The sequence below is a fragment of the Methanocellales archaeon genome (assembly GCA_028715985.1).
Taxonomy (GTDB): Archaea; Halobacteriota; UBA148; order UBA148; family UBA148; genus UBA148.
Map to the genome: position 1 here is coordinate 12,283 of JAQUQR010000005.1, position 22,756 is coordinate 35,038.

Annotated in this window: 22 protein-coding genes; 14 read left to right on the forward strand and 8 right to left on the reverse strand. The window is 42.9% G+C overall.

Translation table 11 applies throughout. The annotated features are described in order from the left end of the window. Positions 1–6: 6 nt before the first annotated feature. Entirely contained in the window at positions 7–1,317 is a 1,311-nt protein-coding gene (thiD, locus tag PHI74_05525) for a bifunctional hydroxymethylpyrimidine kinase/phosphomethylpyrimidine kinase (GenBank protein MDD5485463.1), read from the reverse strand. A gap of 122 nt (positions 1,318–1,439) precedes the next feature. Between thiD and PHI74_05530 the strand changes: the two genes are divergently transcribed. Both PHI74_05530 and PHI74_05535 read left to right on the forward strand, forming a co-directional pair. Beyond that, on the forward strand, positions 1,440–2,114 hold the full coding sequence (locus PHI74_05530) for an HAD-IB family phosphatase (protein ID MDD5485464.1): 675 nt from the start codon (positions 1,440–1,442) through the stop codon (positions 2,112–2,114). Between the two features lie 8 nt (positions 2,115–2,122). Continuing rightward, positions 2,123–3,238: a glycosyltransferase gene (locus PHI74_05535; protein MDD5485465.1), complete on the forward strand. Its 1,116-nt coding sequence runs from the start codon at positions 2,123–2,125 to the stop codon at positions 3,236–3,238. Here PHI74_05535 and PHI74_05540 read toward each other — a convergent pair. Beyond that, positions 3,235–4,533 (reverse strand): glycerate kinase, encoded by a 1,299-nt coding sequence (locus PHI74_05540; protein ID MDD5485466.1) that lies wholly within the window; start codon positions 4,531–4,533, stop codon positions 3,235–3,237. The two genes, PHI74_05535 and PHI74_05540, sit on opposite strands and share 4 nt — an antisense overlap. Positions 4,534–4,544: 11 nt before the next feature. After that, on the reverse strand, positions 4,545–5,756 hold the full coding sequence (locus tag PHI74_05545; protein MDD5485467.1) for a hypothetical protein: 1,212 nt from the start codon (positions 5,754–5,756) through the stop codon (positions 4,545–4,547). Positions 5,757–6,162: 406 nt separating this feature from the next. Here PHI74_05545 and PHI74_05550 point away from each other — a divergent pair, with 406 nt between their 5' ends. Further along, complete coding sequence (locus PHI74_05550; GenBank protein MDD5485468.1) at positions 6,163–7,086, forward strand: branched-chain amino acid transaminase; 924 nt, start codon at positions 6,163–6,165, stop codon at positions 7,084–7,086. Between the two features lie 162 nt (positions 7,087–7,248). Here PHI74_05550 and cofC read toward each other — a convergent pair whose 3' ends face one another. Further along, a complete protein-coding gene (cofC, locus tag PHI74_05555; protein MDD5485469.1) occupies positions 7,249–7,815 on the reverse strand; it encodes a 2-phospho-L-lactate guanylyltransferase in 567 nt (188 codons plus the stop codon). A gap of 48 nt (positions 7,816–7,863) precedes the next feature. On the opposite strand from cofC, the gene cofG reads away from it, so the two are divergent. From cofG to purQ, 5 genes are all read left to right on the forward strand, one after another. Continuing rightward, a complete protein-coding gene (gene cofG, locus PHI74_05560; protein ID MDD5485470.1) occupies positions 7,864–8,859 on the forward strand; it encodes a 7,8-didemethyl-8-hydroxy-5-deazariboflavin synthase subunit CofG in 996 nt (331 codons plus the stop codon). Then, positions 8,834–9,928 carry a 5-amino-6-(D-ribitylamino)uracil--L-tyrosine 4-hydroxyphenyl transferase CofH gene (gene cofH / locus PHI74_05565; GenBank protein ID MDD5485471.1) on the forward strand — a complete coding sequence of 365 codons (1,095 nt, stop codon included), beginning with the start codon at positions 8,834–8,836 and terminating at the stop codon, positions 9,926–9,928. The genes cofG and cofH overlap by 26 nt, the downstream gene beginning before the upstream one ends. Before the next feature lie 95 nt (positions 9,929–10,023). Next, the gene (gene purS / locus PHI74_05570; protein ID MDD5485472.1) at positions 10,024–10,263 is read left to right on the forward strand and encodes a phosphoribosylformylglycinamidine synthase subunit PurS; all 240 of its coding nucleotides are present in this window, start codon (positions 10,024–10,026) and stop codon (positions 10,261–10,263) included. A gap of 4 nt (positions 10,264–10,267) precedes the next feature. Continuing rightward, entirely contained in the window at positions 10,268–12,556 is a 2,289-nt protein-coding gene (gene purL, locus PHI74_05575; protein ID MDD5485473.1) for a phosphoribosylformylglycinamidine synthase subunit PurL, read from the forward strand. Positions 12,557–12,561: 5 nt separating this feature from the next. After that, positions 12,562–13,371, forward strand: coding sequence for a phosphoribosylformylglycinamidine synthase subunit PurQ (gene purQ / locus PHI74_05580; GenBank protein MDD5485474.1), 810 nt, complete (start codon positions 12,562–12,564; stop codon positions 13,369–13,371). 383 nt (positions 13,372–13,754) lie between these two features. On the opposite strand, the gene PHI74_05585 is transcribed toward purQ, so the two are convergent. The 4 genes from PHI74_05585 to PHI74_05600 form a co-directional block, all read right to left on the reverse strand. Then, on the reverse strand, positions 13,755–13,898 hold the full coding sequence (locus PHI74_05585; GenBank protein ID MDD5485475.1) for a hypothetical protein: 144 nt from the start codon (positions 13,896–13,898) through the stop codon (positions 13,755–13,757). A gap of 207 nt (positions 13,899–14,105) precedes the next feature. Next, a complete protein-coding gene (locus tag PHI74_05590; GenBank protein MDD5485476.1) occupies positions 14,106–15,359 on the reverse strand; it encodes a YcaO-like family protein in 1,254 nt (417 codons plus the stop codon). 496 nt (positions 15,360–15,855) lie between these two features. After that, a complete protein-coding gene (locus PHI74_05595) occupies positions 15,856–16,038 on the reverse strand; it encodes a hypothetical protein (protein MDD5485477.1) in 183 nt (60 codons plus the stop codon). 126 nt (positions 16,039–16,164) lie between these two features. Further along, complete coding sequence (locus PHI74_05600) at positions 16,165–16,953, reverse strand: SagB/ThcOx family dehydrogenase (GenBank protein MDD5485478.1); 789 nt, start codon at positions 16,951–16,953, stop codon at positions 16,165–16,167. Between the two features lie 607 nt (positions 16,954–17,560). Between PHI74_05600 and PHI74_05605 the strand changes: the two genes are divergently transcribed. The 6 genes from PHI74_05605 (at position 17,561) to PHI74_05630 (ending at position 22,710) form a co-directional block, all read left to right on the forward strand. Then, the gene (locus PHI74_05605) at positions 17,561–18,439 is read left to right on the forward strand and encodes an ABC transporter substrate-binding protein (protein ID MDD5485479.1); all 879 of its coding nucleotides are present in this window, start codon (positions 17,561–17,563) and stop codon (positions 18,437–18,439) included. Between the two features lie 5 nt (positions 18,440–18,444). After that, complete coding sequence (locus tag PHI74_05610) at positions 18,445–19,356, forward strand: UbiA family prenyltransferase (GenBank protein ID MDD5485480.1); 912 nt, start codon at positions 18,445–18,447, stop codon at positions 19,354–19,356. Positions 19,357–19,377: 21 nt separating this feature from the next. Then, positions 19,378–20,580, forward strand: a complete 1,203-nt coding sequence (locus tag PHI74_05615; GenBank protein MDD5485481.1) for a radical SAM protein — start codon at positions 19,378–19,380, stop codon at positions 20,578–20,580. Positions 20,581–20,835: 255 nt separating this feature from the next. After that, positions 20,836–21,102 (forward strand): hypothetical protein, encoded by a 267-nt coding sequence (locus tag PHI74_05620; GenBank protein ID MDD5485482.1) that lies wholly within the window; start codon positions 20,836–20,838, stop codon positions 21,100–21,102. A gap of 325 nt (positions 21,103–21,427) precedes the next feature. Beyond that, positions 21,428–22,081: an isoprenylcysteine carboxylmethyltransferase family protein gene (locus PHI74_05625; protein MDD5485483.1), complete on the forward strand. Its 654-nt coding sequence runs from the start codon at positions 21,428–21,430 to the stop codon at positions 22,079–22,081. Beyond that, the gene (locus PHI74_05630; protein ID MDD5485484.1) at positions 22,054–22,710 is read left to right on the forward strand and encodes an isoprenylcysteine carboxylmethyltransferase family protein; all 657 of its coding nucleotides are present in this window, start codon (positions 22,054–22,056) and stop codon (positions 22,708–22,710) included. The genes PHI74_05625 and PHI74_05630 overlap by 28 nt, the downstream gene beginning before the upstream one ends. The last annotated feature ends 46 nt before the right edge of the window (positions 22,711–22,756 follow it).

The following is a 22,756-nucleotide window of genomic DNA, read 5'->3' on the forward strand; positions in this document are numbered from 1 at the left end:
CCTTATTTATCGTTTTGCTATTTTAATCACTTTTTGGGCTGCATCTGTGGCAGAACATCCCAGGACTCTTATCATCGGCTCTTTTCCCACGCTGCCCAAGTCATAGATGACATCTGGAACGAATCCGAATTTTTTGATCGCAGTATGAGCCCCCCACTCCATTGTCTCCATGCCTTTTGGCTCCTCTCCTCTGTCAAATGAAGTAACGGAGAATCCCAATTTTTTGCACCTTGCTAGGATATCTGGTGAATATTTTATGTTCATGCCTCCCCTGAATTCTTCATCAAATTGCATTGCTTCAAGAATAAACCGTGCGACATGGCTGCTAGCGCCAAAATCGACATCTCCTGCAGCCCTTGCACCGTCCATGCGTACGATCCTCCCCCTGACGGCAGCTACATCGTTTACGGAAGAGGCACCTGGGATGGCCATCCCAATATTGCTCCCAACCTCTGGAATTAGTTTTGAGAATCCCTCACATTTTTCCAGTAATGAAACAGCATTACGCACATCTTTCAGCACACTGTATCTTTCTGCACTATCTCGGATAAATCCCAAGGGGTTTACAATACTGCTACCGCCACCTACACCCACCCTACTGCTGATGGATGCCAGAACGAACTCCTTTGCCTTGGCTGCAGCATTTTTTAGATCGAAGGCTTTTGCTAAGTAGACCGCCAGAGCGGCAGAATAGGTACAACCCGTACCATGTGCGCCTCCGTCTATCAGTCCCCCCTCCATCAATTTAAATGCACCGTCATATAACACATCCGTGCCATCAAGATGCCCGCCGGTAACTATTACGGCCTTAGCGCCCAAATCATGTATTTTGATTGCAGCTCTTTTTGCACTCTCTCGATCGGTAACCTCCATATCAGCGATAACACCTGCCTCAAAGGCGTTTGGTGTTACAACCGTCGCTAGGGGAAATAGCTCCTCGACTAGGGATGAAATCGCATTTCGTCGAAGCAACGATCCTCCTGCCTCTGCTGTCATCACCGGATCGACTACCAGAGGTATCTTGTGTTTTCTTATCTGTTGGGCTACAGCGTTTACTATCTCAGCTGAGTGGAGCATGCCAGTTTTTGCATAATCCACATTGAAATCTTTCACTATGGAATCCATTTGGTCCACTACGACGTCTGGGGGCAAGCCGTGGACTTTCTGCACTCCGCATGTGTTTTGTGCCGTGATTGCAGTAATTGCACAGGTTCCATGCACGTCTAATGCGGCAAAAGTCTTCAGATCTGCCTGGATACCAGCGCCGCCTCCACTATCAGAGCCAGCTATGCTGATTATGCACCTCATGTCAACCATTAGAGAGTGGGGCTTATTATTTAAAGGAATATCTTGGTACGGTATATTGAATGGAAAAGGAGTTTTATGGTATATGAAATGGACAAATAAAATAAAACAAAATAAAATAGAAAAGGATGTTTATGCCATATAGAAAAGGACGTGATAACGCCCCCTACAAGTTAATAGTACTCGATATGGATGGAACCCTTCTTGAAGGTAGGACCATCTACGCTTTAGCAGCAGAGCTGGACTTTGAAGAGCATCTGCGCAAGATCATCACATCTAATCTGCAGGATTTTGAAAAGACCGTTGAGATTGCCAAACTTCTCAAAGGACTGTCTGTTGCACGTTTCTTAGAGATATTCGATAAGATCCCGCTTAGGGCAGGTGTCCAAAAAGTCATAGTTGCTGCTAAAAAAGCAGGTATGATGACCGTTATAGCCACAGACAGCTACCAACTGGCTGCTAATAGGTTGGCAGAAAGACTAGGTATTGACAGGGCATTTGCAAACGAATTGGAAGTCAGGGAAAAGGAGATCACGGGCAGAATTAAGCTGAACAATGATATATTAGAGCCGCGTATGGCTGGTTGTAATATCCATTCAGTCTGTAAGCGAGATATCCTGCATAAACTATGTGATGAACTGAAAATTACTCCTGCTGAAATTGTGGCAGTTGGCGACTCCTCTAATGATAAATGCATGATAAAGGCTGCTGGCGTGGGAGTTACCTTCGAGTCATCGACGGATATAAAGGAATTTGCCGATATAATATTGAACGACGATCTGAGCAAAATGTTGGATTATATTCTATGAGGGATTAGATGTACGATTTCGATTGTACTGATTTTGAACTGCCAGATCTGCTTCGTAAGAAAGGGGAGGCTAAGATATCTGTCATCCTACCATCTTTCAGGGAGAAGAAGACCATTGGGGAAATTATCGTTAAGATGGGAAAACTGGTAAATGAAGGGCTCGTCGACGAGATTTTAGTGGTGGAAGGCTCGACCCTCGATGGAGAAATTGAATACGAGACCATGAAGGTGGCAGCCGAGGCAGCCTTTGACTCGCTTGAAGATTTTGATAAGTTCAAGGTCATTCATCAAAGCCTACCAGAAATATGTGAAATATTGGAGACCAATGTGACACATGGGAAGGGGAATGCGCTCTATAAGGGGGCAGCATGTTCGCAGGGAGACATTCTGGTTTTTCTCGACTCTGACATTATAAACATCAAGAAGCGCTTTGCTACTGGCTTGGTAGGCCCCATCCTCTCCTTCAAGGACATCCTTTTCTCAAAGGCTTATTATCATCGCCCTAGGTTCAAGATGAGAGGCAAGACTATCTTCGGCGGGCGGGTGACAAGACTCTTCATGCTACCCATCCTGAAAATTCTGTGTCGAATGTACAATGTCTTTGATGGACTGGAGGATTTCAAGTATCCGCTTAGCGGCGAAATTGCGATGACAAGAGATGTTTTTGAATCCCTAGCGATTCCATGCCATTATGGTGTGGACGTAGCGATTTTGATAGAGGTATACAAAAAATTTGGTTATGGAGCCCTCTCCCAGGTTGACCTGCATGAACATATCCACGTTCATCGATCAGATAAAGCCCTCACAGAGATGGTGGAGCAAATTACCAAGGAGTTGTTCTGGCTCGTGCGCGAGAACACCAATATTGATTTTGGGGAGGAAATGAGGAGAAAAAGCATCATCGATCTGTATAGGTATCACGCCTTTGAGGGGGTGAAGACCGTGGACGACTTCGAACGGATTGATGCCTATGGGAGAAGCTTTGCCAGAGGGCTAAAAGCTCTGCACAAGTTTGAGGTGAGGCTTCAACCTCCGCTTCAAGAAAAGCCAAACTATGAAAAACGCAAGCATATGCTTCATAAATGTGCATCCGATTTTACTCGGGGTATTGGGAGCCAGCTCTAGAAACACAGGACGACACGTAGATCGTTGAGGTTTGTTCCCGTTTTTCCTGTCATTATCAGGTCATCCATCTTTTTGAAGAAGTTATATGAATCGTTGTTCTCTAGGAATTTTTTGGAGCCCAAGCCCAATTCTTCGGCTCGCTTGAGGGAATTACCATCAGCTACTGCTCCTGCGGCATCAGTGAATCCATCGATTCCATCAGAATCCACTGCAGCAATTACGATTCTTTCCTCGGCGATTTCATTCAAACAGGATAGAACGAACTCTTGGTTTGGTCCCCCATTGCCTGATCCTTTTACTTGGACGGTCAACTCTCCACCGCTGATCAGGCATGATGGGTGCTTTACGTGTTGGATTTCTTTTAAATGCCTGGGCCCCTCTAATCTGGCCTCACCTATGACATCCTCCATGATTGTCGTGGAGTAGCCTAACTTCTGTGCTTTTTCTTTTGCGGCAGATATCATGATCTTGCTAGTTAGAATTATCTCGTTATGGGCGCTCTCAAAGACCGAATCCGTTGACTTCGGCGTATCAGCCAGATTGCCTGCATAACCCTCCTCTAGCACTCTCCGAATATCCTGTGGAACTCTTACCCAGAGGTCATATTTTCGTAGTATATCAATCGCATCTGCGTAGGTGGAATCATCCGGCACGGTCGGACCCGAGGCGATGACATCTGCTCTATCACCCACGACATCGGATATTATCAAGCTTGTCAACCTCGCTGGATGCGCTCTGGCTGCTAACTGACCGCCTTTTATCTGGGATAAGTGCTTTCTCACTGCATTTATCTCATTGATATTCGCTCCTGACTTGAGGAGAAGCTCATTTGTCTTTGTCAACGATCTGATGGATACGCCTTGTTTGGGTAGTGTTAATAGGGCAGACCCCCCACCCGATACCAAACATATGACAAGATCGTCATATTTTGCCATGTCCACAACCTCCAACAAACTTTTCGTCGCAAAGACGTTCTTTTCGGCTGGTATGGGATGCGCTCCAACCAAAATTTTGATCCTTTTCGTTTCTTGAGGAGAGGTGGTGATGACAACTCCTCCACATATCCTGTCGCCCAGAATGTTCTCCGTCTCAACTGCCATCTGTCCGGATGCCTTTCCAAATCCCACCACAAAAATCCTGTTCGCATTTAGATCAAGACGCTCAAAAGCTCGCTGAAGAAATATTCTAGGATGAGAAGCTCTCAAGGCATGCTCTAAAATTTCAAGGATGTCAGACCTCGCTTTTTTGAACTCAGCAGTAGTATTTGAGATCAGCCCCGTCTTGTTCTGGATCATATCAATTCAATTCAATATATCTCTTTTAGATAAGGCATCAGCTTTTTGAACGTATCTGCCTGCTTCTTTATAATGATCTCAACTTGTCTTGTGCTCATGTCCCGTGTATCTAGCACGAAATGGGCATATCTGCCCAGCCAGAGATTATGTAGGATATCAAGAATTTGAATTTTATTCTCCTTCTCCGATCGCTTGTATGCGGCTGCCATGTGGTATACCGTTTTCGCCCATGTATCTGGGTCGAACCTATCACTTTGAGTGCATGCATGCACTTTTTTGAAGACATCCTTAGGCAATATCTGATCTAACGAATCCCTATGTTTTTTAAATCCCTCTTTGAAATGGAAAATCAGCTTCATCGGATCTACTTGCACCGGAACTGGCTTCTGTCCATATTGAAGGGCATTTCTCCGTCTCTGGATTGTAATATTCTGCGAAACATTTTTCCAGTTCTCTTCATAGTATTCTATCAGGTCAAACTGGGTGCCCACCACCTGTTGGAACATTGAACTCAGATGATTGCATGTGTCGATGTATTTTGTAACTGAAGAATGTATTTTCAGTCCCAAAAGAGACTCTCGGATTTTCATTTGCTCTGCTGCAGCGATAGTGGTTATGAATATATCAATGCCAAAATGGTGTGGGAACATCGGATGCTTAAGTAGTCTTTCAGCTAGCCTGCGAGAAAGAGCAAAGTCGCCGCCAATGGGCTGTCTGACATTCGCCCTGAACACCGAGCGAATGAGAGGGTAGGCGATATTGTTCGTGATCACGCCATCATATTTATCTCTGGTGTAAAATGGAACAACGAGGTCAGCCCCAAACAAGATAGGTTCAGCCAGGTGGCCTACCCAAGAAGGTGAAATGCTTAGCAAGTCACCATCCACCAATACGATGCATTTAGCCTCCGTCGCCATGGCGATCTCAAGTGTAGTGCGAACCGCACTACCTTTCCCAGCCCCGCCCACATCATCGGTCACAATCTTCTTGATGGATGGAGGTAGCGAGAACATTTTGGCTAACTCCTTCGTGGTATCGCTGGAAAATCCGTTGGAAATTACCACTAAGCTCTCAGCGCCTTCAAAACATTTTTGGAGTCCCATGCCGACTACGTTCAATGTATGGATGATGGTCGCTTCAACGTCCTTCGTAGGAATGCCGACAACGACATCCACTGGCCCCATATTATCAACTTGCTCCTGTAAAACCGGCGTTAGAACCATGTTGGAACCATCCCCGCTTATCAAAAGGTTAGTAAAACAAGTAGTAAATAAATTTTGCGGTTACTATATAATTATTTGATGCACTCAAAAATAAAACCTGAGCATAAATAAAATAAATTATTTTCGATCCATTTTAAATCGTCTGCCAGCACTCCATAAATTATTTACGATCGTTTTTTCGATACCAACCTATGTTAAGATTTTTTTTAAATGTTTATAATCCGGCTTGATCACTGTGGAGTACAGGTGTATCTCCCTGTTTTTTTTATGTAATTTTTTAATTGTAGTTAAACACCGTGTTATAAACTATCATTTTCTTTTCTTAAATGAATAGCAAAACCTTGTCAGACATCCACAAGTAGAAACCTATAAATTAATCTAATCCCCTTATTCTTGGGGAATGTAAATGGGTGAACTCTCTAGCACAAAGATATTGATGAATGGCAGATTCGTGGATTGGAATGATGCCAATATTCATGTGACCACTCACGCTTTTCTATATGGCACAGGCGTTTTTGATGGGATGCGTGGCTATTACAATAAGGAACGCAAGCAGATGTTCATTGTGAGACTGGGCGATCATGTGAAACGTTTGCTTACGAACATGAGATTGCTTCGCCTGAATCTCAGTCTTACTGCTGATGAATTGACGAAAGAGATAATAGAGCTCATTCGTCTGAATGACTTCCGAGAAGATGTGTATATTCGTCCAGTCATATATTTTGGTCCAGGCTCAGTCGGATTGAATCCTGCCGGCCATGGCACAGAATATCTCGTTTTTGCAACGCCGTTTGGAAAGTATCTGGATACAGAAAATGGGATATCCGCTTGCGTCAGTTCATGGCGTCGAATCACGGATGGCATGTTGCCTCCGAGGGGCAAGATAATAGGCGCCTATGTGAACAGCGTTCTTGCCAAACAAGAGGCGGTTGCCGGTGGCTATGGTGAGGCTATTTTGCTAACTAAGGATAACTTCGTGTGCGAAGGCAGTGGTGAGAACATCTTTCTGGTTCGAGATGGTAAGTTGATCACCCCCCCGGTCTATGCAGACATACTGGAGGGCATAACAAGGGCATCTATCATCAAATTGGCAGGAGATCTAAAGTACGAAGTTACAGAGCGCCTGATAGGAAGGACAGAGCTATGTATTGCCGACGAGGTCTTTTTCTGCGGTACGAGTGCAGAAGTAACTCCAGTCACCAGTATTAATGGACGACTGATAAACAACGGAAAGATAGGACCCATCACGAAAGAGTTGCATGACAAGTACTTCAAGATAGTTAGGGGCAACGAAAGCAGATATTTGGACTGGTTGACGCCCATCTATTAAGTGGTGTCTGTTGGATTGCTGGGTAGGTGGGTGCCCTAGTTTTCTGAAGTTAGTATGCCCTCTTTTGGTGTGTAAATTTAAATCAATTTAAAAGGAATTTAATGGACGTCAAGCAGTATCAAACGTAAAAAGTGTATCTCGGAAAAAGCTGCTAGCGGTTCGTTATCTCTTAACACGAACCCGCCCACTCATAATCTGGAGCGACACTCCAATACTGCGCAAATACTCGGCTGCTTTACCCCGACCATGGATTATCAATTCAGCCAAGTCATCCACTTCATCAATATCGCAACTCGCATAGAAAGACTCATACACTCTTGTCAGCAGCCCCTTATCTTTGGCTATTTGCAGGTGCTTTAAAAAGCTCGCTCCATGATAATCGACCCTAAAAGTAGAAGGAGATTTCAGGAATAAGATGTTGGTGCCGCCCCCCCTGCCAGGGGAGATGACCACGTCTTCCTTCGAGCTTATTATATCCTGGATATGCTCGACACGTATCAGTGGCAGGTCTGGCATTATGATCAGCACCGGCTCAGTCGAATTGACAATTATTTTATTCAATACAGCATTTAGGCCCTCATCGCTTACGATGGATACCTCCAATCCTGATAGAGCGGAAACTACATCCTCCAACATATGTTCAGCCAATTTCTCCCTTTCGGAGGGGCTTAAAAAAGGGGATAATCTGGACTTTCCGCCTTTTCTTTTATAGGGTACTATTGCTTTCATAATCGTAAGAGTCTTATATTTCTATTGCTTCTGGGTGCATGCATATACATGTCAATTCACATACCACCTTATATCACATTTTCCAAAAACGTTTTCGTTCCAGTCACGAACATTTGTAAAAATAGATGCGGCTATTGCGGATTTCGACGTGACTTCCATAGTCCAGAAGCGAATGTGATGAAGCCAGATCATGTTGAGACTTTATTAAAAAAAGGAGCTAAAAGTGATTGTACCGAGGCATTGTTCACATTTGGCGAGCCTGATAACACTCCGGAATTTAGGGAAATTTTACAGGATATCGGTTATTCGGATTTCATTGAGTACGTGATGGACTTATGCCAAATGGCAATAGATACTGGGCTTCTGCCACACACAAATGCTGGCGCTCTTTGTTATGCTGATTTGAGGAGGTTGAAGCCCTTGAATGCCAGCATGGGATTGATGCTTGAGACTACCGGCGAAGTGGATGCGCACAGAAACAGTCCCGGAAAGGATCCTTGCATAAGGCTGGAGACGATCGATAATGCCGGACGGCTGAAAATTCCATTCACTTCCGGCATATTGGTCGGAATTGGCGAAACATGGGACGATAGAATTGAGTCATTATTAGCGATAAGAAGACTGCATGAACGCTATGGCCATATCCAAGAAGTGATCATTCAGAATTTTATCCCAAAACCAAATACCCTGATGTCTGATCTCAGGCCCCCATCTTCAGAGGAGATGCAAAAGGTGGTTGCAATGGCAAGGGCCCTATTGCCCCAAGAAATTGCCATACAGGTGCCGCCGAATCTCGTATCCATAGGCTCATTGGTGGCATGCGGCGCATCCGATCTCGGGGGAATCTCACCGGTGACCATCGATCATATAAATCCTGAGGTGAGATGGCCTTCTCTCGACGAAATACGTTCTATGGTCGGAGACAGGGAGTTGAGAGAACGACTGCCGATCTATCCTCCTTTTGTCAAAGCGGGCTGGTACAGTCCCCCCATAGGGAAATTGGTGAAAGGATATTCAGATGAAAGCGGATTTAGGGCGAAATAAAATAGCTGAGGAGCAACAACTAATGATAGATGAAATTCTAGAGAGGGTGCAAGAGGGGAGCACTACGAAAGCTGATGCATTATACTTATCCTCTCTTTCACCGCAAGAACTCTTCCATCTTGCTGATCGGTTAAGGCGAGAGACAGTAGGCGACACGGTCACATACGTTATCAACAGGAACATCAACTTCACGAACTCCTGCATAGGTGATTGTACCTTTTGCGCGTTCCGGAGCGATACCGGATATGTGCTAAGCGAAGAGCAAATTCTGCAGAAAGTTCAGGAGGCAGTCGAAATCGGAGCGACGGAAGTCTGTATCCAAGGCGGATTGCTCAGGGGTATGCTGTTAGACGACTACTGTGGGATACTGGAGAGCATAAAGTCTAATTTCGCGGTGCACATCCATGCATTTTCACCAATGGAGGTATTCCATGCAGCCAGAAATTCCGGTTCGGACATCGGGGATGCGCTCAAAGCGCTAAAAAACAGCGGTTTGAACTCTATGCCTGGGACTGCCGCTGAAATTCTCGATGACTCAATTCGAAGAAAAATTTGCCCGAGCAAAATCTCGACTGAACAATGGGTAGATATCGTAACCACTGCCCATCGCCTGGGAATCCCAACCACAGCAACCATGCTTTACGGTCATGTTGAATCCTTTGAAGACAGGATCGATCACATTCTCCTGATCAGGGACATTCAACAGAAAACCCGGGGTTTTACCGAGTTCATACCGCTTCCTTTCATGGCTGAGAATAATTCTCTGGGTACGGTCGCACATCGGGCGAACGGCATCGATGATGTTAAGGTGCATGCCCTGTCAAGGATCTTACTGCACAAGAGCATAAAAAACATCCAAGCTTCGTGGGTGAAGTTGGGGGTCAAATTGGCGCAGATTACGCTTCTTTATGGAGTAAATGACCTTGGAGGGACGCTTATGGAGGAAAACATAACAAAATCAGCCGGTGGAACTGCCGGGGAATACCTGTCACCAAACGACTTAGAGGAGGTCATCACCGGCGTGGGGCGTATTCCTAGGAGACGGACTACGTTATATGAGTTAATTTAACATATAGCATGATAAATAAAACAAACAAGCCAGTCTATTAACGATAACCTAATTTGATAAAATAACAATATGATACGATATTAAGAGGAATGTAATTGGAAGCCGATGTTACCATAAGTCTCAACAAAGGGGTTGCAGATCCAGAGGGCTCGAACGTCAAAAAAGCTCTGAACCTGCTTGGGTTTGATGAAGTGATGAACGTGCGAACGATGAAGACGTTTAGGATAGATCTTGCTACAACTGACCGGGTGAAAGCGAAAAAGGACATCGAGGAGATGTGCAAGAAGCTTCTTGCGAACCCTGTGATTCAGAGCTATCAGATAGAGCTGAGGTGATTCCATGCCCTATGAGGTCAATTTGATAGATGCAGATGACCTAAAGCTAGTGAAGATCAGCCAAGAAGCCCAATTGGGGCTCAGCCTCTATGAGATGAAAAGGGTAAAAAAATATTTTTTCAAAAAAAAGAGGAATCCAACCGATATCGAGCTTCAATCCCTTGGTCAGGCGTGGTCAGAGCACTGTTGTTATAAGTGCTCCAAATCCCTCTTAAAAAAATTCATCTTTGGCATAGATGCGCCCCAGAACATTCTGGTGATAAAAGAAGATGCAGGCGTTGTAGAATTTGATGATGATCATGCCTACGTAGTGGCCCTGGAATCTCACAATCACCCCTCTGCAATAGAGCCCTATGGAGGTGCTGCAACTGGCATTGGGGGCATCCTTCGTGATGTCGTCTGTATGGGCGCTCAGCCGATAGCGCTGATCGATCCCCTGTTCTTTGGACCGCTGGACAGTTCAACCGTCCCGAAAGGGGTTAGGCATCCGAGATATCTTTTCTCTGGTGTCGTTGCAGGAATAAGCGATTATGGAAATAGGGTAGGCATTCCTACCGTGGCCGGCATGGTTTGTTTCGATGAGGGCTACACTGGAAATTGTGTAGTAAATGTTGGCTGTGTGGGGATGGTGAAGAAAAAGCACGTTATAAGGAGCAGGGTGAAGAAACCCGGTGAACTGCTCGTCTTGGTGGGGGGCAAGACCGGGAGGGATGGCATCCATGGCGTCACATTTGCATCTGCTGAGTTGACAGAATCCTCTGAAGAACTGAGAGGTGCTGTCCAGCTTGGCGATCCCATAGCAAAAGAGCCGTTAATCCATGCTTGTGTGGATGCATCTGAGAAGGGGTTGCTGGAAGGGATGAAGGACCTTGGTGGTGGAGGACTTTCCTGCGTAGTGGGAGAGATGGCGCTGGCAGGAGGATGCGGGGCAGAGATCGAATTGGATCGGGTGCCTTTGAAAGATGTTGGGATGGAACCATGGGAGATATGGGTGTCAGAATCTCAAGAGAGGATGATGCTGGCGGTCGATCCAAAGAATTTGAAAGAGGTATTGAAAATCTTTGAAGACTGGGACGTTCCTGCGACTGTCATCGGAAAGGTAATAGGTGAAAAGATCCAGAGAATTTTTTACGCCGGAGAGAAGATATTTGAAATGGACATGGAATTTCTCATTGAGGCACCGGTTTATAACAAGCCCTTTCAAATAAAAACTATAGAGCGGAAAGATGCGCCTTTTGAGGAGCCAGAGGATTATAGCGAAATCTTGTTGAGACTACTAGCCTCGCCCAACATCGCAAGCAAGGAATGGGTGATCAGGCAGTATGATCATGAGGTCCGAGCATCCACTGTAATTAAGCCACTGCAAGGTGTTTTAGGAAAAAATACGCATGGGAATGCCGTCGTCCTAAAGCCCTTAGAAAATTCATATCGAGGGTTGGCACTCACTGCGGATGTAAATCCATCCTACACGAAGATCGATCCCTTCTGGGGCTCAGCCTCCGCCATCGATGAGGCTTGTAGAAATTTGGCTTCTGTGGGCGCAACGCCACACTCATTTGCAGATTGCCTAAATTTCGGAAATCCAGAAAAACCAGATAAGTTGGGTGAACTCTATTCTTCTGCTGAAGCTCTTGGTTATGTTGCAAAGGCACTTGGCATACCCTTTGTCTCAGGAAACGTCAGTTTGTATAATGAGGCCCCCCATGGTAGCATACCTCCAACGCCCACCATACTTGGCATAGGGATCGTTCCAGATATCAGACGATGTGTTACAGTCGACGCTAAAAATGAGGGAAATCCCCTATACCTCATCGGGGAGACGAAAAAAGAAATAGGGGGTTCCGCATATCTCAAACTCTTGGGCATCCCGAGTACGACAGTTCCAGTGGTCGATCCGAAGGCATTACGAAAGGGCATGGATGCATTGATCTCTGCGATCCAAAATGGCTTCATAGCCTCCTGCCATGACATCTCAGAAGGTGGCATAGCTGTATGCATGGCTGAGATGTTGATTGGGGGGGATGTTGGTGCAAGGGTCAACCTTGGAGCAATTGGGAATATGAGGGATGATTACAAATTGTTCTCTGAATCCAACACGCGATGGATTGTAGAGGTGAAGCGTGATCGTGCTAAGGAATTCGAAAAGGCGTTCAAAAAAGGAGCTACTTTCAGGATAGGCGAGGTTGGAGGGAACACCCTACTGATACAAAGCAATGACAGAACGTTGATCGAGCTTTCTGTTAAAGAGCTAAGAGATGCCTGGAGTGCTCCGATCTACGCTTATATGGGGTGAATTGGATGGATACGAAGGACATAAGGGTCGCAGTTCTCCTGATAGAGGGGACGAATAATGAGCAAGAGGTGTATCTCGCCTTCAAAAGACTTGGTGCAGATCCGGAGTTGTTACATCTGAAGCAACTGGTCTCTAAGAAAGACCTGTCTGATTATCAGTGCCTGATGATCCCTGGGGGTTTCTCTGCTGGAGATTACGTTCGGGCTGGCGCAATCTTTGCAGCAAGAATGAAGAGCGCACTGTACAAACAAATCATGGAGTTCGCCGAGAAGGGCTACCCCATTGGCGGCATTTGTAATGGTTTCCAGGCCCTCGTTGAATTGGGACTTTTGCCAGCGTTGGATTCTGGGATGAGCGATTATCCCCAAGCAGCTCTAGCGATCAACGATTCAGCCAGATTTGAGTGCAGGCCCACTTTACTAAAGCATGAAAGCAAAGGAAATTGCATTTTTACGAAAGATATTCCGTACCAAGATGTCGTACTGATGCCTTCCGCCCATGCAGAAGGAAAATTCCTCCTCCCCTTAGAAAAACAAGACGAATACTTGCAACGTCTAATCGACAACGACCAGATCGTATTTCGATATGTTGATACCCAGGGGGATTATGCAGGCTATCCCTGGAATCCCAACGGCTCTTTATACAACATCGCAGCCATATGCAATCCTGAGGGAAATGTTTTCGGAATGATGCCTCACCCGGAAAGGGTTTTCTATGGGTATACGCATCCAGACTGGACGAGAGCCTACAAAGAAAACGGAGACGGCAAGGCTGTATTTGAATCGGTCTTGAAATACATAAGGAGAAAATTTTAAAATTTTTGGGTTGGATTGGGCGCTGACTTCACAGGCTCAGCCTCTGCGGGGGATTCTACAGAATCAATCGTTGGTACCTCTTTAATCCACTCCTTAACCAGTTTTTTTAAATCGTCTGAATGCTTTTTGATAATCTCAAGCTTTATAGGACGATAAAAGTAGTTTAAAAATACACCAATGACAGAAAATACCCCAATGACGGCAGCTAAATGCTACTATAAGGTACAATATAAACATAGCTTGATCGAAGGAAGTAATGTCTCCATCACTTCTATAGCTGTTGGACTAACAATCTATTATTCTTAATTCTTTTAATATATACGATACGCCCCAATATTACTCACTATTAGCAAGGAGATTTAGATCCGCTCATTTTTCATATTCTAGTAGGAAGAGAGTATCTCGGAGTGTGCTGCATTCATTCTGAGTGCCATTCTGACGTTTCTGATGTGTATTTCGATAACTCCATCGACAAAATCAGCGAGCGATTTCAATATTTTTGGATTGATCTCAAAAAACGACCCCACAGGAGGCGATATAAGGTATTTCTCGGGGTGTTCAGATATCAAACTACCATACTATGAAGAAAGACGCCAGAGAACGCAAATGTGAAAGGAGATATTCTAAGAAGTGAGAAGGCATATCCTTATGGAGTTTGAAGTATTGTTGAAACTACCAACCGAAAATTCTACGATACATTGTATCTATATAGGAATATAGTGGCTCTCCTTAAATTAAAGAAAGGGATGAGGGAATTTATTAACAACCCTAAGGGGCATAAATCCCAACTTTTTAGGAACTTCTTCTAACCTTTTTCCTTTCCAATAAGGAAATCTTTCATCTAAATAAAGAGGTTGGAATTGAGGAATAAGAACTTTCACAGTATAAATTTTTCTTCTTTCCAGATTTGGCGGGGTTACATCTACATATAATATTTCTACATTCTCTTCTTTGAAATAATCTAAAAGAGTATTCAAATTCTTGTTCTTTCTGTTAGGGAAATTTTTAAATAAAACACTCCCTCCTTCTAAAAAAAATTTAATTTTATCAATCATTTGAAGTCCTGACCAAAGAAGTCCTCTTTCTTTTATATCCGAAATAAAATATCTCCTCTCGTAAATTTCTTTTATCACTTTTGGGCCTTTTTTGATCATTTCACTCCTTATCCAAAAACGGCCATGGAATGCCTCTTCTACTGATCCAATTATAGCATTTTTAATACTTAAATCCGATTTCATTCCCAAAGATATAGCTGGCCCCAAACCCGTTCTATCAATGATAATTGCCAAAATAGAATAAACTGGAACTTCAGTGCTGATATCTAAAATATAAAGTTCAAGATTATATCTTTTAATCGAAGATATGATTTCCTCAAACATCTTATTTCCTGAATTTTCAATATCAACAATTTTTGGCGAGATTTTATTTAGATAATATATCATAAAAGCGTCCCTTTCTATGACTTCAAGAAGTCCTTCTAAAATAGCTCCTTTTAGGAAGCTATAGGAGGCTGCACCAGTAGAAATAGGAAATTGTATTACTGGCTCATTTTTTTTGTAACGATAAGGAACAAAAACAAGCTGCGCTGGAACAAAAACATCCTCATCTTGAGTCAATGAATAACCTTTTATCCAATTTAGTTTATTATTCTCGCTATTATAAAGCTTAAATTCAGATTTTATTTTGAACTCATAGGGAAAAATAAAATTTTCAGGATTGATTGCTTTTTCCTTTAAATTACTGTAACTATCCCATACAAAACTCCCCTCTCGATAAATACTCAAACTGTGTCTTTCTAAAGCCTCACCTATGGCTTTCATTAAAGCTTTATCTTTTGAAAAAGAGCTGCCTCCTGCAAATTTATCTACAGAAAAACCATCGGTAATTTTACTTGTGTTCCTTAATTGAGCACTAAAAGAATAAACTTTGGGCTCGTCATTATAAAATGTAGTTTGGTAAATTCTATTTATTACTTTGGCTTCATTCAAACTTACCAAAAGTTTTTTAATGTTACTTCTCTCTTGCACAATAATAGGTACCTTCTCTCAATCATAAAGGTTTTTTCTAATTCTGTCCATTTATCGCATTGACCAAAATCGTGACAAATACATTTACCCTTTTTACAACCATTACAATTACCGCCACAACAACTATTACTGTATCTTCTATAATTATAACCGGTTTCCAGAATTTGCTCTTTCAAATCTTCTATATTCACATTTTTCAATTCTATATTTTTATCTTTCGTTGCCTTATTTTACCTATTTTTATTTTATTATTTTATATTTTAAATCCAGTTATAAAAACATATCGAGATTGACCATCTTAAATATTATCAAATGTTTCTTCTTTATTTTCTCCATATTTCAAACAAAAGGGATTTTTTTACCTTTTTTAAGTTCACGTTCAAATTTAATTAGAAGAGAATATAGAAATGAATGGACAGTCAAATGGGAGAAAAAAGGTAGTAAAAGGAGTGGCAAATCAAGAACTCCCGGGACCTCCGCAACAACTTCCACAATGAGAGCAAGAACCGCCACAGTTGCAATTACTCCCGTAATTTGCCTCGTTTTCTTTTAGATAAGTACAGCCGACTCCGAGCAAAGTCTGCTCTTTCACATCCTCTAGGTTTACATCTTCCAATTCTATATTACTTTTATTGTTCATTGCGTTCTTTCACCCATTCCAATCCTTTATATTTCTAAAATGTTTAACCTTATATAAAAAATTATCTAAATTGATTAGTGCAGAGATATAAGAGATTTGGGGGGGAAATCCCTTTGACATAATTTTTCATTTCCCTATTGCCACCAAATATAAAGGTAATTCACTTTTTGGATTTAAATCTAGAAGTTTAATAATTTCCTTGTCTAAAAATCCACCAATAGGACAGCATTTAAGTCCTAAAGCAGTAGAAATTAGATGAATGTTTTGTGCGATATGTCCAGCTTCAAATAAAATATAGCGCCAGCCCCGTTCTTTATACTTTATAAGAGTCCTTGAAAACACTGCTGTGATTATTGCGATCATCCCGCTTTTTTGAATCTGTTCTTGATCGGTAATTTCTGCAAACTCTTCTTGGAAATCCCCCCCAAGAAGTAGCTCTATACTATTTCTCTTAACGTTATAATGGTAAATCCCTAATGGTATTTCTTCTGATCTTAGTAAAACAGTGTATATTTCAAGTGGGTATCGGGCTCCAGCTGAGGGATATACTCTTAAAGATAAATCAAAATCGTTTTTTATTTCATTAAAATTTCTTATTCCTGAGGAGAAATAAAGAACTTTGCTGATTGTTTTTAGTGTTAAATTTTTTCCTTCAAATTCTCTTTCAGATTTTCTTTCCTTTAAAATTGAAAATAATGGATCTTCGTTTTGGTTAATCCCTTCTAAGCTTATCTGAGGTAAACGTGGGTAAGATTTAAAATAAACTTTTTCCCAACTTTCAGGAATCATATCAGGTGATAGTTTTTTTGTAACTTTTTTCTGGAAAGTGGACTTTACGAAATTAAAACCAAGACTGTCAATGTCATCAGAAAGTAACTCTTTATACAAATTTTCTATTTTTCTTTTATTTTGCATACCCCCCTCCTTTCTTTCTCAGGAAATCTTTAGAAATGGTTGGAATTAAAAGTAATTTAATGTTTCCTTATGAAATTGTCAGTCCCTTTTCCTCTTCTAACCATTCATTAGAAACCTAACCAAACCTAACCAAAACCCATCAAAGCTAACCACATCCGTTTTTTCCAGACACGTGTTGAGAACTTGGGTTTCCTTTTTTCTCGGTTAACTTGGTTATTGATTTTATTTTGTTCTATTGTTCCGTTTGTTCGGGGAGTTCTTTAAGCTCTCTCATAGATACGGTCCACTTAACACTGCGATCATCATATTCCCAGATAACCCTATACTCCTTAGATTCGGGGTCCAAGTTCAAGAGGACTATGTGAGGTATTATCGTTGCATAGCTCATCTTCTACCTTCCCCAGAGTTTGGTTTTGAACTTCATATTTATACTTAATGCCCAGATATTATCATATACATTATCCTTCTGTGTAATACACCCTTTGTGATTACCCCTCTTAACTTGGTTTGAGTATTGTCTTCACAGGCCGTGAACTTTTTGTCCAAAATCTTTTTTAATGGTGCGATTAATCCTTAGTAAACTCTATCTTAAGTGAGGAGGAGAGATTTGTCCATCAAAATCGGATTAATAAGGGGCATATGCCAAATGCCCGGGTATGTAGCCTATGAGAAGGGATTTTTCAAAGATCAGGGGTTAGACATCTCATGTTCAGTTGATCCAACGGCATGGATACTGGCTGATAAACTTATTTCTGGTGAGATCTCTTTTGGGATCGTTCCTTGGACGAGAGTTGTGAGCGCAAGAGACAAAGGAGATAATTTGATCGTAATTGCTGGCTCAGGTTATGAGGAGACTGCCACAGTAGTTCGAAGAGACGCGAATATAAACAGCCTTTCAGAACTCAAAGGAAAAAGGATCTCCCTTCCGGTTGAAGGCGGCATGAAGGACCTGACATCTCAGGCTTTGTTCAAAAAGTATGGTATAACTCCTAAGAATACGGAGATTTTAAGGCTTCCCAGTGGGGATGCGGCCATACTTGCCATGTTAAGCGGCCGTGTAGATGCTACGACCAATGTGGAGCCCTATGCCACAATGGCAGTTGAGCTTGGCATAGGAAAGATAATCGCCAGAGGAAAGGACATTCTCCCGAAGGTGCCTGGCTGCAGCCTTACTACTACAGACCATTTTCTTCGGGATCATCCCGATATAGTTTTAAAGTTTATAAAAGCGATTTTAAAGGCAGAGGAATTTTGCCATGAAGAGCAGGAAGAGGCAGCAAAAATTAGCTCTAAATATATTGGAATATCCTCTGAAATTGTCAGGGAGGCTTTAAGGTACAATCAGCCCCACACCGACATAACCGGTAGCATAGAGGTGATGACGGGGATTGTAAGGCTGATGAAGGAGCTGGGCTATATCGAAAGCATATCCAAAGAATTTTATGATTTTGAGCTGCTCAAAGAGGCAAAAGCAGAGTTGGAATAGTTATCATGGAGCCGTCTATCTTAGACATAGGATTTGGCGTAGCAGGGCCGACAGGTAAAGGGTTAAAGGCCAAAATTCTCGCAGTACTTTGCGTTCATCGGATGCTATGGTTTCCTTGGGGTGTTTTGTGTGCCAGCACCGGAGCACTTCTATTCATGGTTCAGCATCTTCCACCATGGAAGCTTATCGTGGGGTTACTCGCAGCAGGTCTGTTGACAAGGGTAATCTCCCAGGCAGACATGCTATATGACTGGTGGTCGGGAGAGGATGAACGCCTCGGTCCGCCCAATTCAACCCTTCCGCTGGTAACCGGGCTCCTCTCCCCGAAAACTGTCCTATTCTTCATGGCGGTTGAGACGATATTTTGTTTGTGGGTTGCCCTCTTCCTATTCAATCTAACCTGCTTTTTTGTGGCAGTCCTAATGCTCATGTGGGGTTTGACTTACTCTGCAAGCCCGCCTTTGAAAAGACTGACCGAGCTTCAAAGGCGCATCTATCGCTCCCTGAGTGGTCTGATGGTCCTGGGCGGAATCGCCATGGTGGCACCCGAAAGAATATTTTCAGGGGAGGCTTTCGTCGCCACTCTGGCAGTCATCATTGGGTGCTTGGCTTACCATGATAAAGACTCCCTGCGTTTTACACCGCTGACTCCAAAGGGCACGATATCCTTCACGGTTTTGATGAGCCTATTTGAATACCTGTGGCTCATAGTGCTCTGGCAAACCTTTAGCTTGAACTGGGCATTCCTGATGCTATATTTTGGGCTGGCAATCTTTAAAATCAGGGCGATTTCCCAGGGATACGCTCACTCGGAGGAGCATAAATCTCATATAAAGTTGACACATGTGGGTGTTATGAACTACACTCTGATGCTTGTAATAATTAACATATCCGCAGCATATGCCATTTACATATAACTGAATGAAGGAGGGTTTAGTTTGGAACTATCGATTTATAAAGGCCCCGGCTTTGAGATACTGCTTGAGGTTAAAGGCAGAAGTGCCCAGATGGTGATAAAGGGCCCGATCTCAAGATTGGTAAAGCACATCTCCGAAGGGTTTAATGCGCATGCAGCTATGGAGAAACTAGCGGCCGTTCGAGAGGAAGAGGTCGTAATATCCTGTTTAATGCCCCCGGCCCCAAGTGGACCTTTTAGAAGGCTCGTAGGTGCACAGGTGAATCGTCTCCTTTTGCGAAAATCCATTCCTGAGAGCTTGATGCTGCTGACCACGGGCAGGTGCCAATGCACATGTAAGCACTGCATAGTGTACGGAATGGAGAAAAGCTCAGATCTCTCCACCAAGGAGCTTTATCATGTGATAGATCAGGCCCTTGAACTCGGAGCCTATCATATAAGCTTTGAAGGCGGGGAGCCAACCCTAAGGGACGATATATTCGATTTGATCGAGCATGTTGACAAGGATAAAGCCTCCACTCACCTGATAACGAACGGGCTCCGCCTGACAAAAAACTACGTAAGAAAACTGAAGGAGGTTGGGCTTTTCTATCTGCATGTCAGCCTGGACAGCCCCTATCCGGAGGAGCACGATGATTTTAGGGGGATCGAGGGAATTTTTGAAAAAGCATCTGCGGGAGTCAAGTATGGTGTTGAAGAGGAATTGATAGGAATCGTCGAATACACAGCTAATCCCTATAACTCAGATTTGGAGAGGTTGGAGGATTTATACAAACATTGCAGTTCACTCGGTGTGCATGAGATCTTGGTTGACGAGGTGGTTCCCGGAGGCAGGTGGGGGTTCGATGAAGGCGACATACTGAAGAAGGAGGATTATGAGAGGTTGGCTGAATTCCAAAATGAGGCGAATAAGAGGGAAAACGGACCCAGGGTATCCGCTTCTTACTCCTACAGGGATCCAGACATCATGGGGTGCTTTGCTGGAAGAAGATGGATGTGGATATCGCCAACCGGCGAGGTTATGCCCTGCTTGCACATCCCCCTTTCCTTTGGAAATGTGCGTGACACGAGCTTAGCTCAAGCCTGGAAAAATATAAGGAGAAATCCCCTTTTTAAGAAAAAGCCCAAAACCTGCACCTGGAGAGACCCGCAATACAGGGAGAATTATTTCGAGCATATCAGAACTGCCATTGAAGAAGAAAGGTTGCCCTACCGGGTGGAATAGTCTGTTTATCAAAGCATAAGATTAAAAATTGTTGAAACATTGGGCGTTGAAAATGTGGTACCGATTCGAGGTACATTCAGGAGCTATTAGCATAAAAGTTCAAAAACGACAGAAGTTTATATTCATGTTGAAATAGAGGATTTAAGCAGAATAAAAAGTCCACTGGATTTAATTAAAGGACATGATGAATAGAATATAAGTTCGGATATACTAAGTTACACGCAATTGGTCGCAATAAAATTCGGAGGTGTGAAGATGGCAAAAGAAGAAGAAAAAGTAATAGAAGGTGATAAAAAAATGAAAAAGAAAACTATAGTAGAATTAATAGCTATAGCGGTGATTGCATCAGTTGTAATATTCACAGGATGTGTTGAGGAGGATGAAGTTACGCCTGTAAAAGCAAGTCAATTGACAACACACACAGCGGCTGATAGCCGTCCTGACTGGAGCCCAGACGGCAAGAAGATTGCTTTTATATCAGAACGAGCTGGCAACGTTGACATCTGGGTGTTAATACCTTGAATAGATTAGAGGTGTAGAGGTAAAAATGGAAAGAAGGAGAAGAAATACAATGCATCGTTACCATAGGAGGAGGAAGGATTATTTTTGACTCTCTTGATAGTCTCTATTACCTCTCCGCGAAAGATGGCGGCATCTATTTAGCGGGGGAGAGGATAAAGCGAGATAAGGATAGGATGACAATACAGCAAGGCTTTCACCATGAAGATAGCGACTAACTGCGCATAACATGGTGTAAAAGACTATGCTTCGCTCCGTCCAAATTCTGCTTACGCAGAACTTCTTTTACACCGAGAACGTTATATGAAATCGCCCAAACCCCTCAAGGATGAAAAACTATGGAGATGAGATGAGAAAAATGGAAAAGAGAGAGGGTAACGTAAGGGATTTGGTGGAAAAACTCCAAAGAGGAGAACTCACTTCTAAAGAGACATTGAAAAAACTTAAAGAAAGAAAACTTACGGAAGGAACTTGGGGGAAGTGGGAGGGACAAGCTCTTAATATATTTTGGATTGTGTATTTCGTACTCTGGCTGCCTCTTAACTTCACGTTCTCCGGTCAACTCCTAATAATCCACTTTCCAGCGATTCTGATCTACCTTTCGATCGTTCTTCTAGCGATTGGAACATTTTTCAGTATTTGGGGAAATTATCTGCATCGCACAAGGGGCGGGCTCGAGAAAATTGATGAAGCCATCATTCTTTATAAAGAGGGAGCATATCGCATTATAAGACATCCTCAAGCTTTTGGCTTCATAATGTGGCCTATCTTGCTGCCTGTTATCCTCAGTTCATATGTTCCATTCACCATTCTTTCAATTGCCGCTATTATCACGATGATCGTTTACCTTTACTATGGATGCTATCTGGAAGAGAAGCTTGATATAGAGAAGTGGGGTGATGAGTACAGGCAATATATAAAAGAAGTTCCAAGATTTAATTTCATACTAGGGTTGTGGAATTTAAGGAGAAAAGGAGAATAATGACACCTCAGGAAGGAGAGGTAAAGGATCTGGCGGAAAAGCTTAATCGAGGAGAATTAACGACTGAAGAAGTGTTAAGGGAGATGAAAAAACGAGGGTTGTATCATCATGCTGATGAACCAATTCCAGGCGTATTTGCGATAAGTAGTACAATCCTATGGGGTTTGTTATGTTTTCTACCAAGTATTTGTAAGGTGTTGAATCTACATTTTGCTGAAATCCCTTCCATAGAGATACCTCTTGTAGTAACCTATGTAGCCCTTATTTTAGTGGTTGTAATGCCCCCTCCATTGTTTTATTCAGCCCATTTACGGGAAAAACGGAGTGTAACTAAGGACGAAAATATAATCTTGGTTAGAACTGGTGCGTATGGAGTTGTGAGGCATCCAGCAGGTTTAGGTGGACTAATTTTATTCCTTGCATTACCCTTCATCTTTGCGGTTGGGTTACCGTTTACTATATTATCGGTATTTGGCGAGATAGCACTGATAACGGGTGTTTATTTACAGGCTTTGCATGAGGAGAAAATTAATCTCAGGAAGTGGGGTGATGAGTACAGGCAATACATGGAAGAAGTCCCAAGATTTAATTTTATAAAAGGCTTATGGAATTTGAGGAAAAGAATATAGTGATTTCTATGAATAGCGGTTTGAGCCTATTTGCTCGCTATCGCTT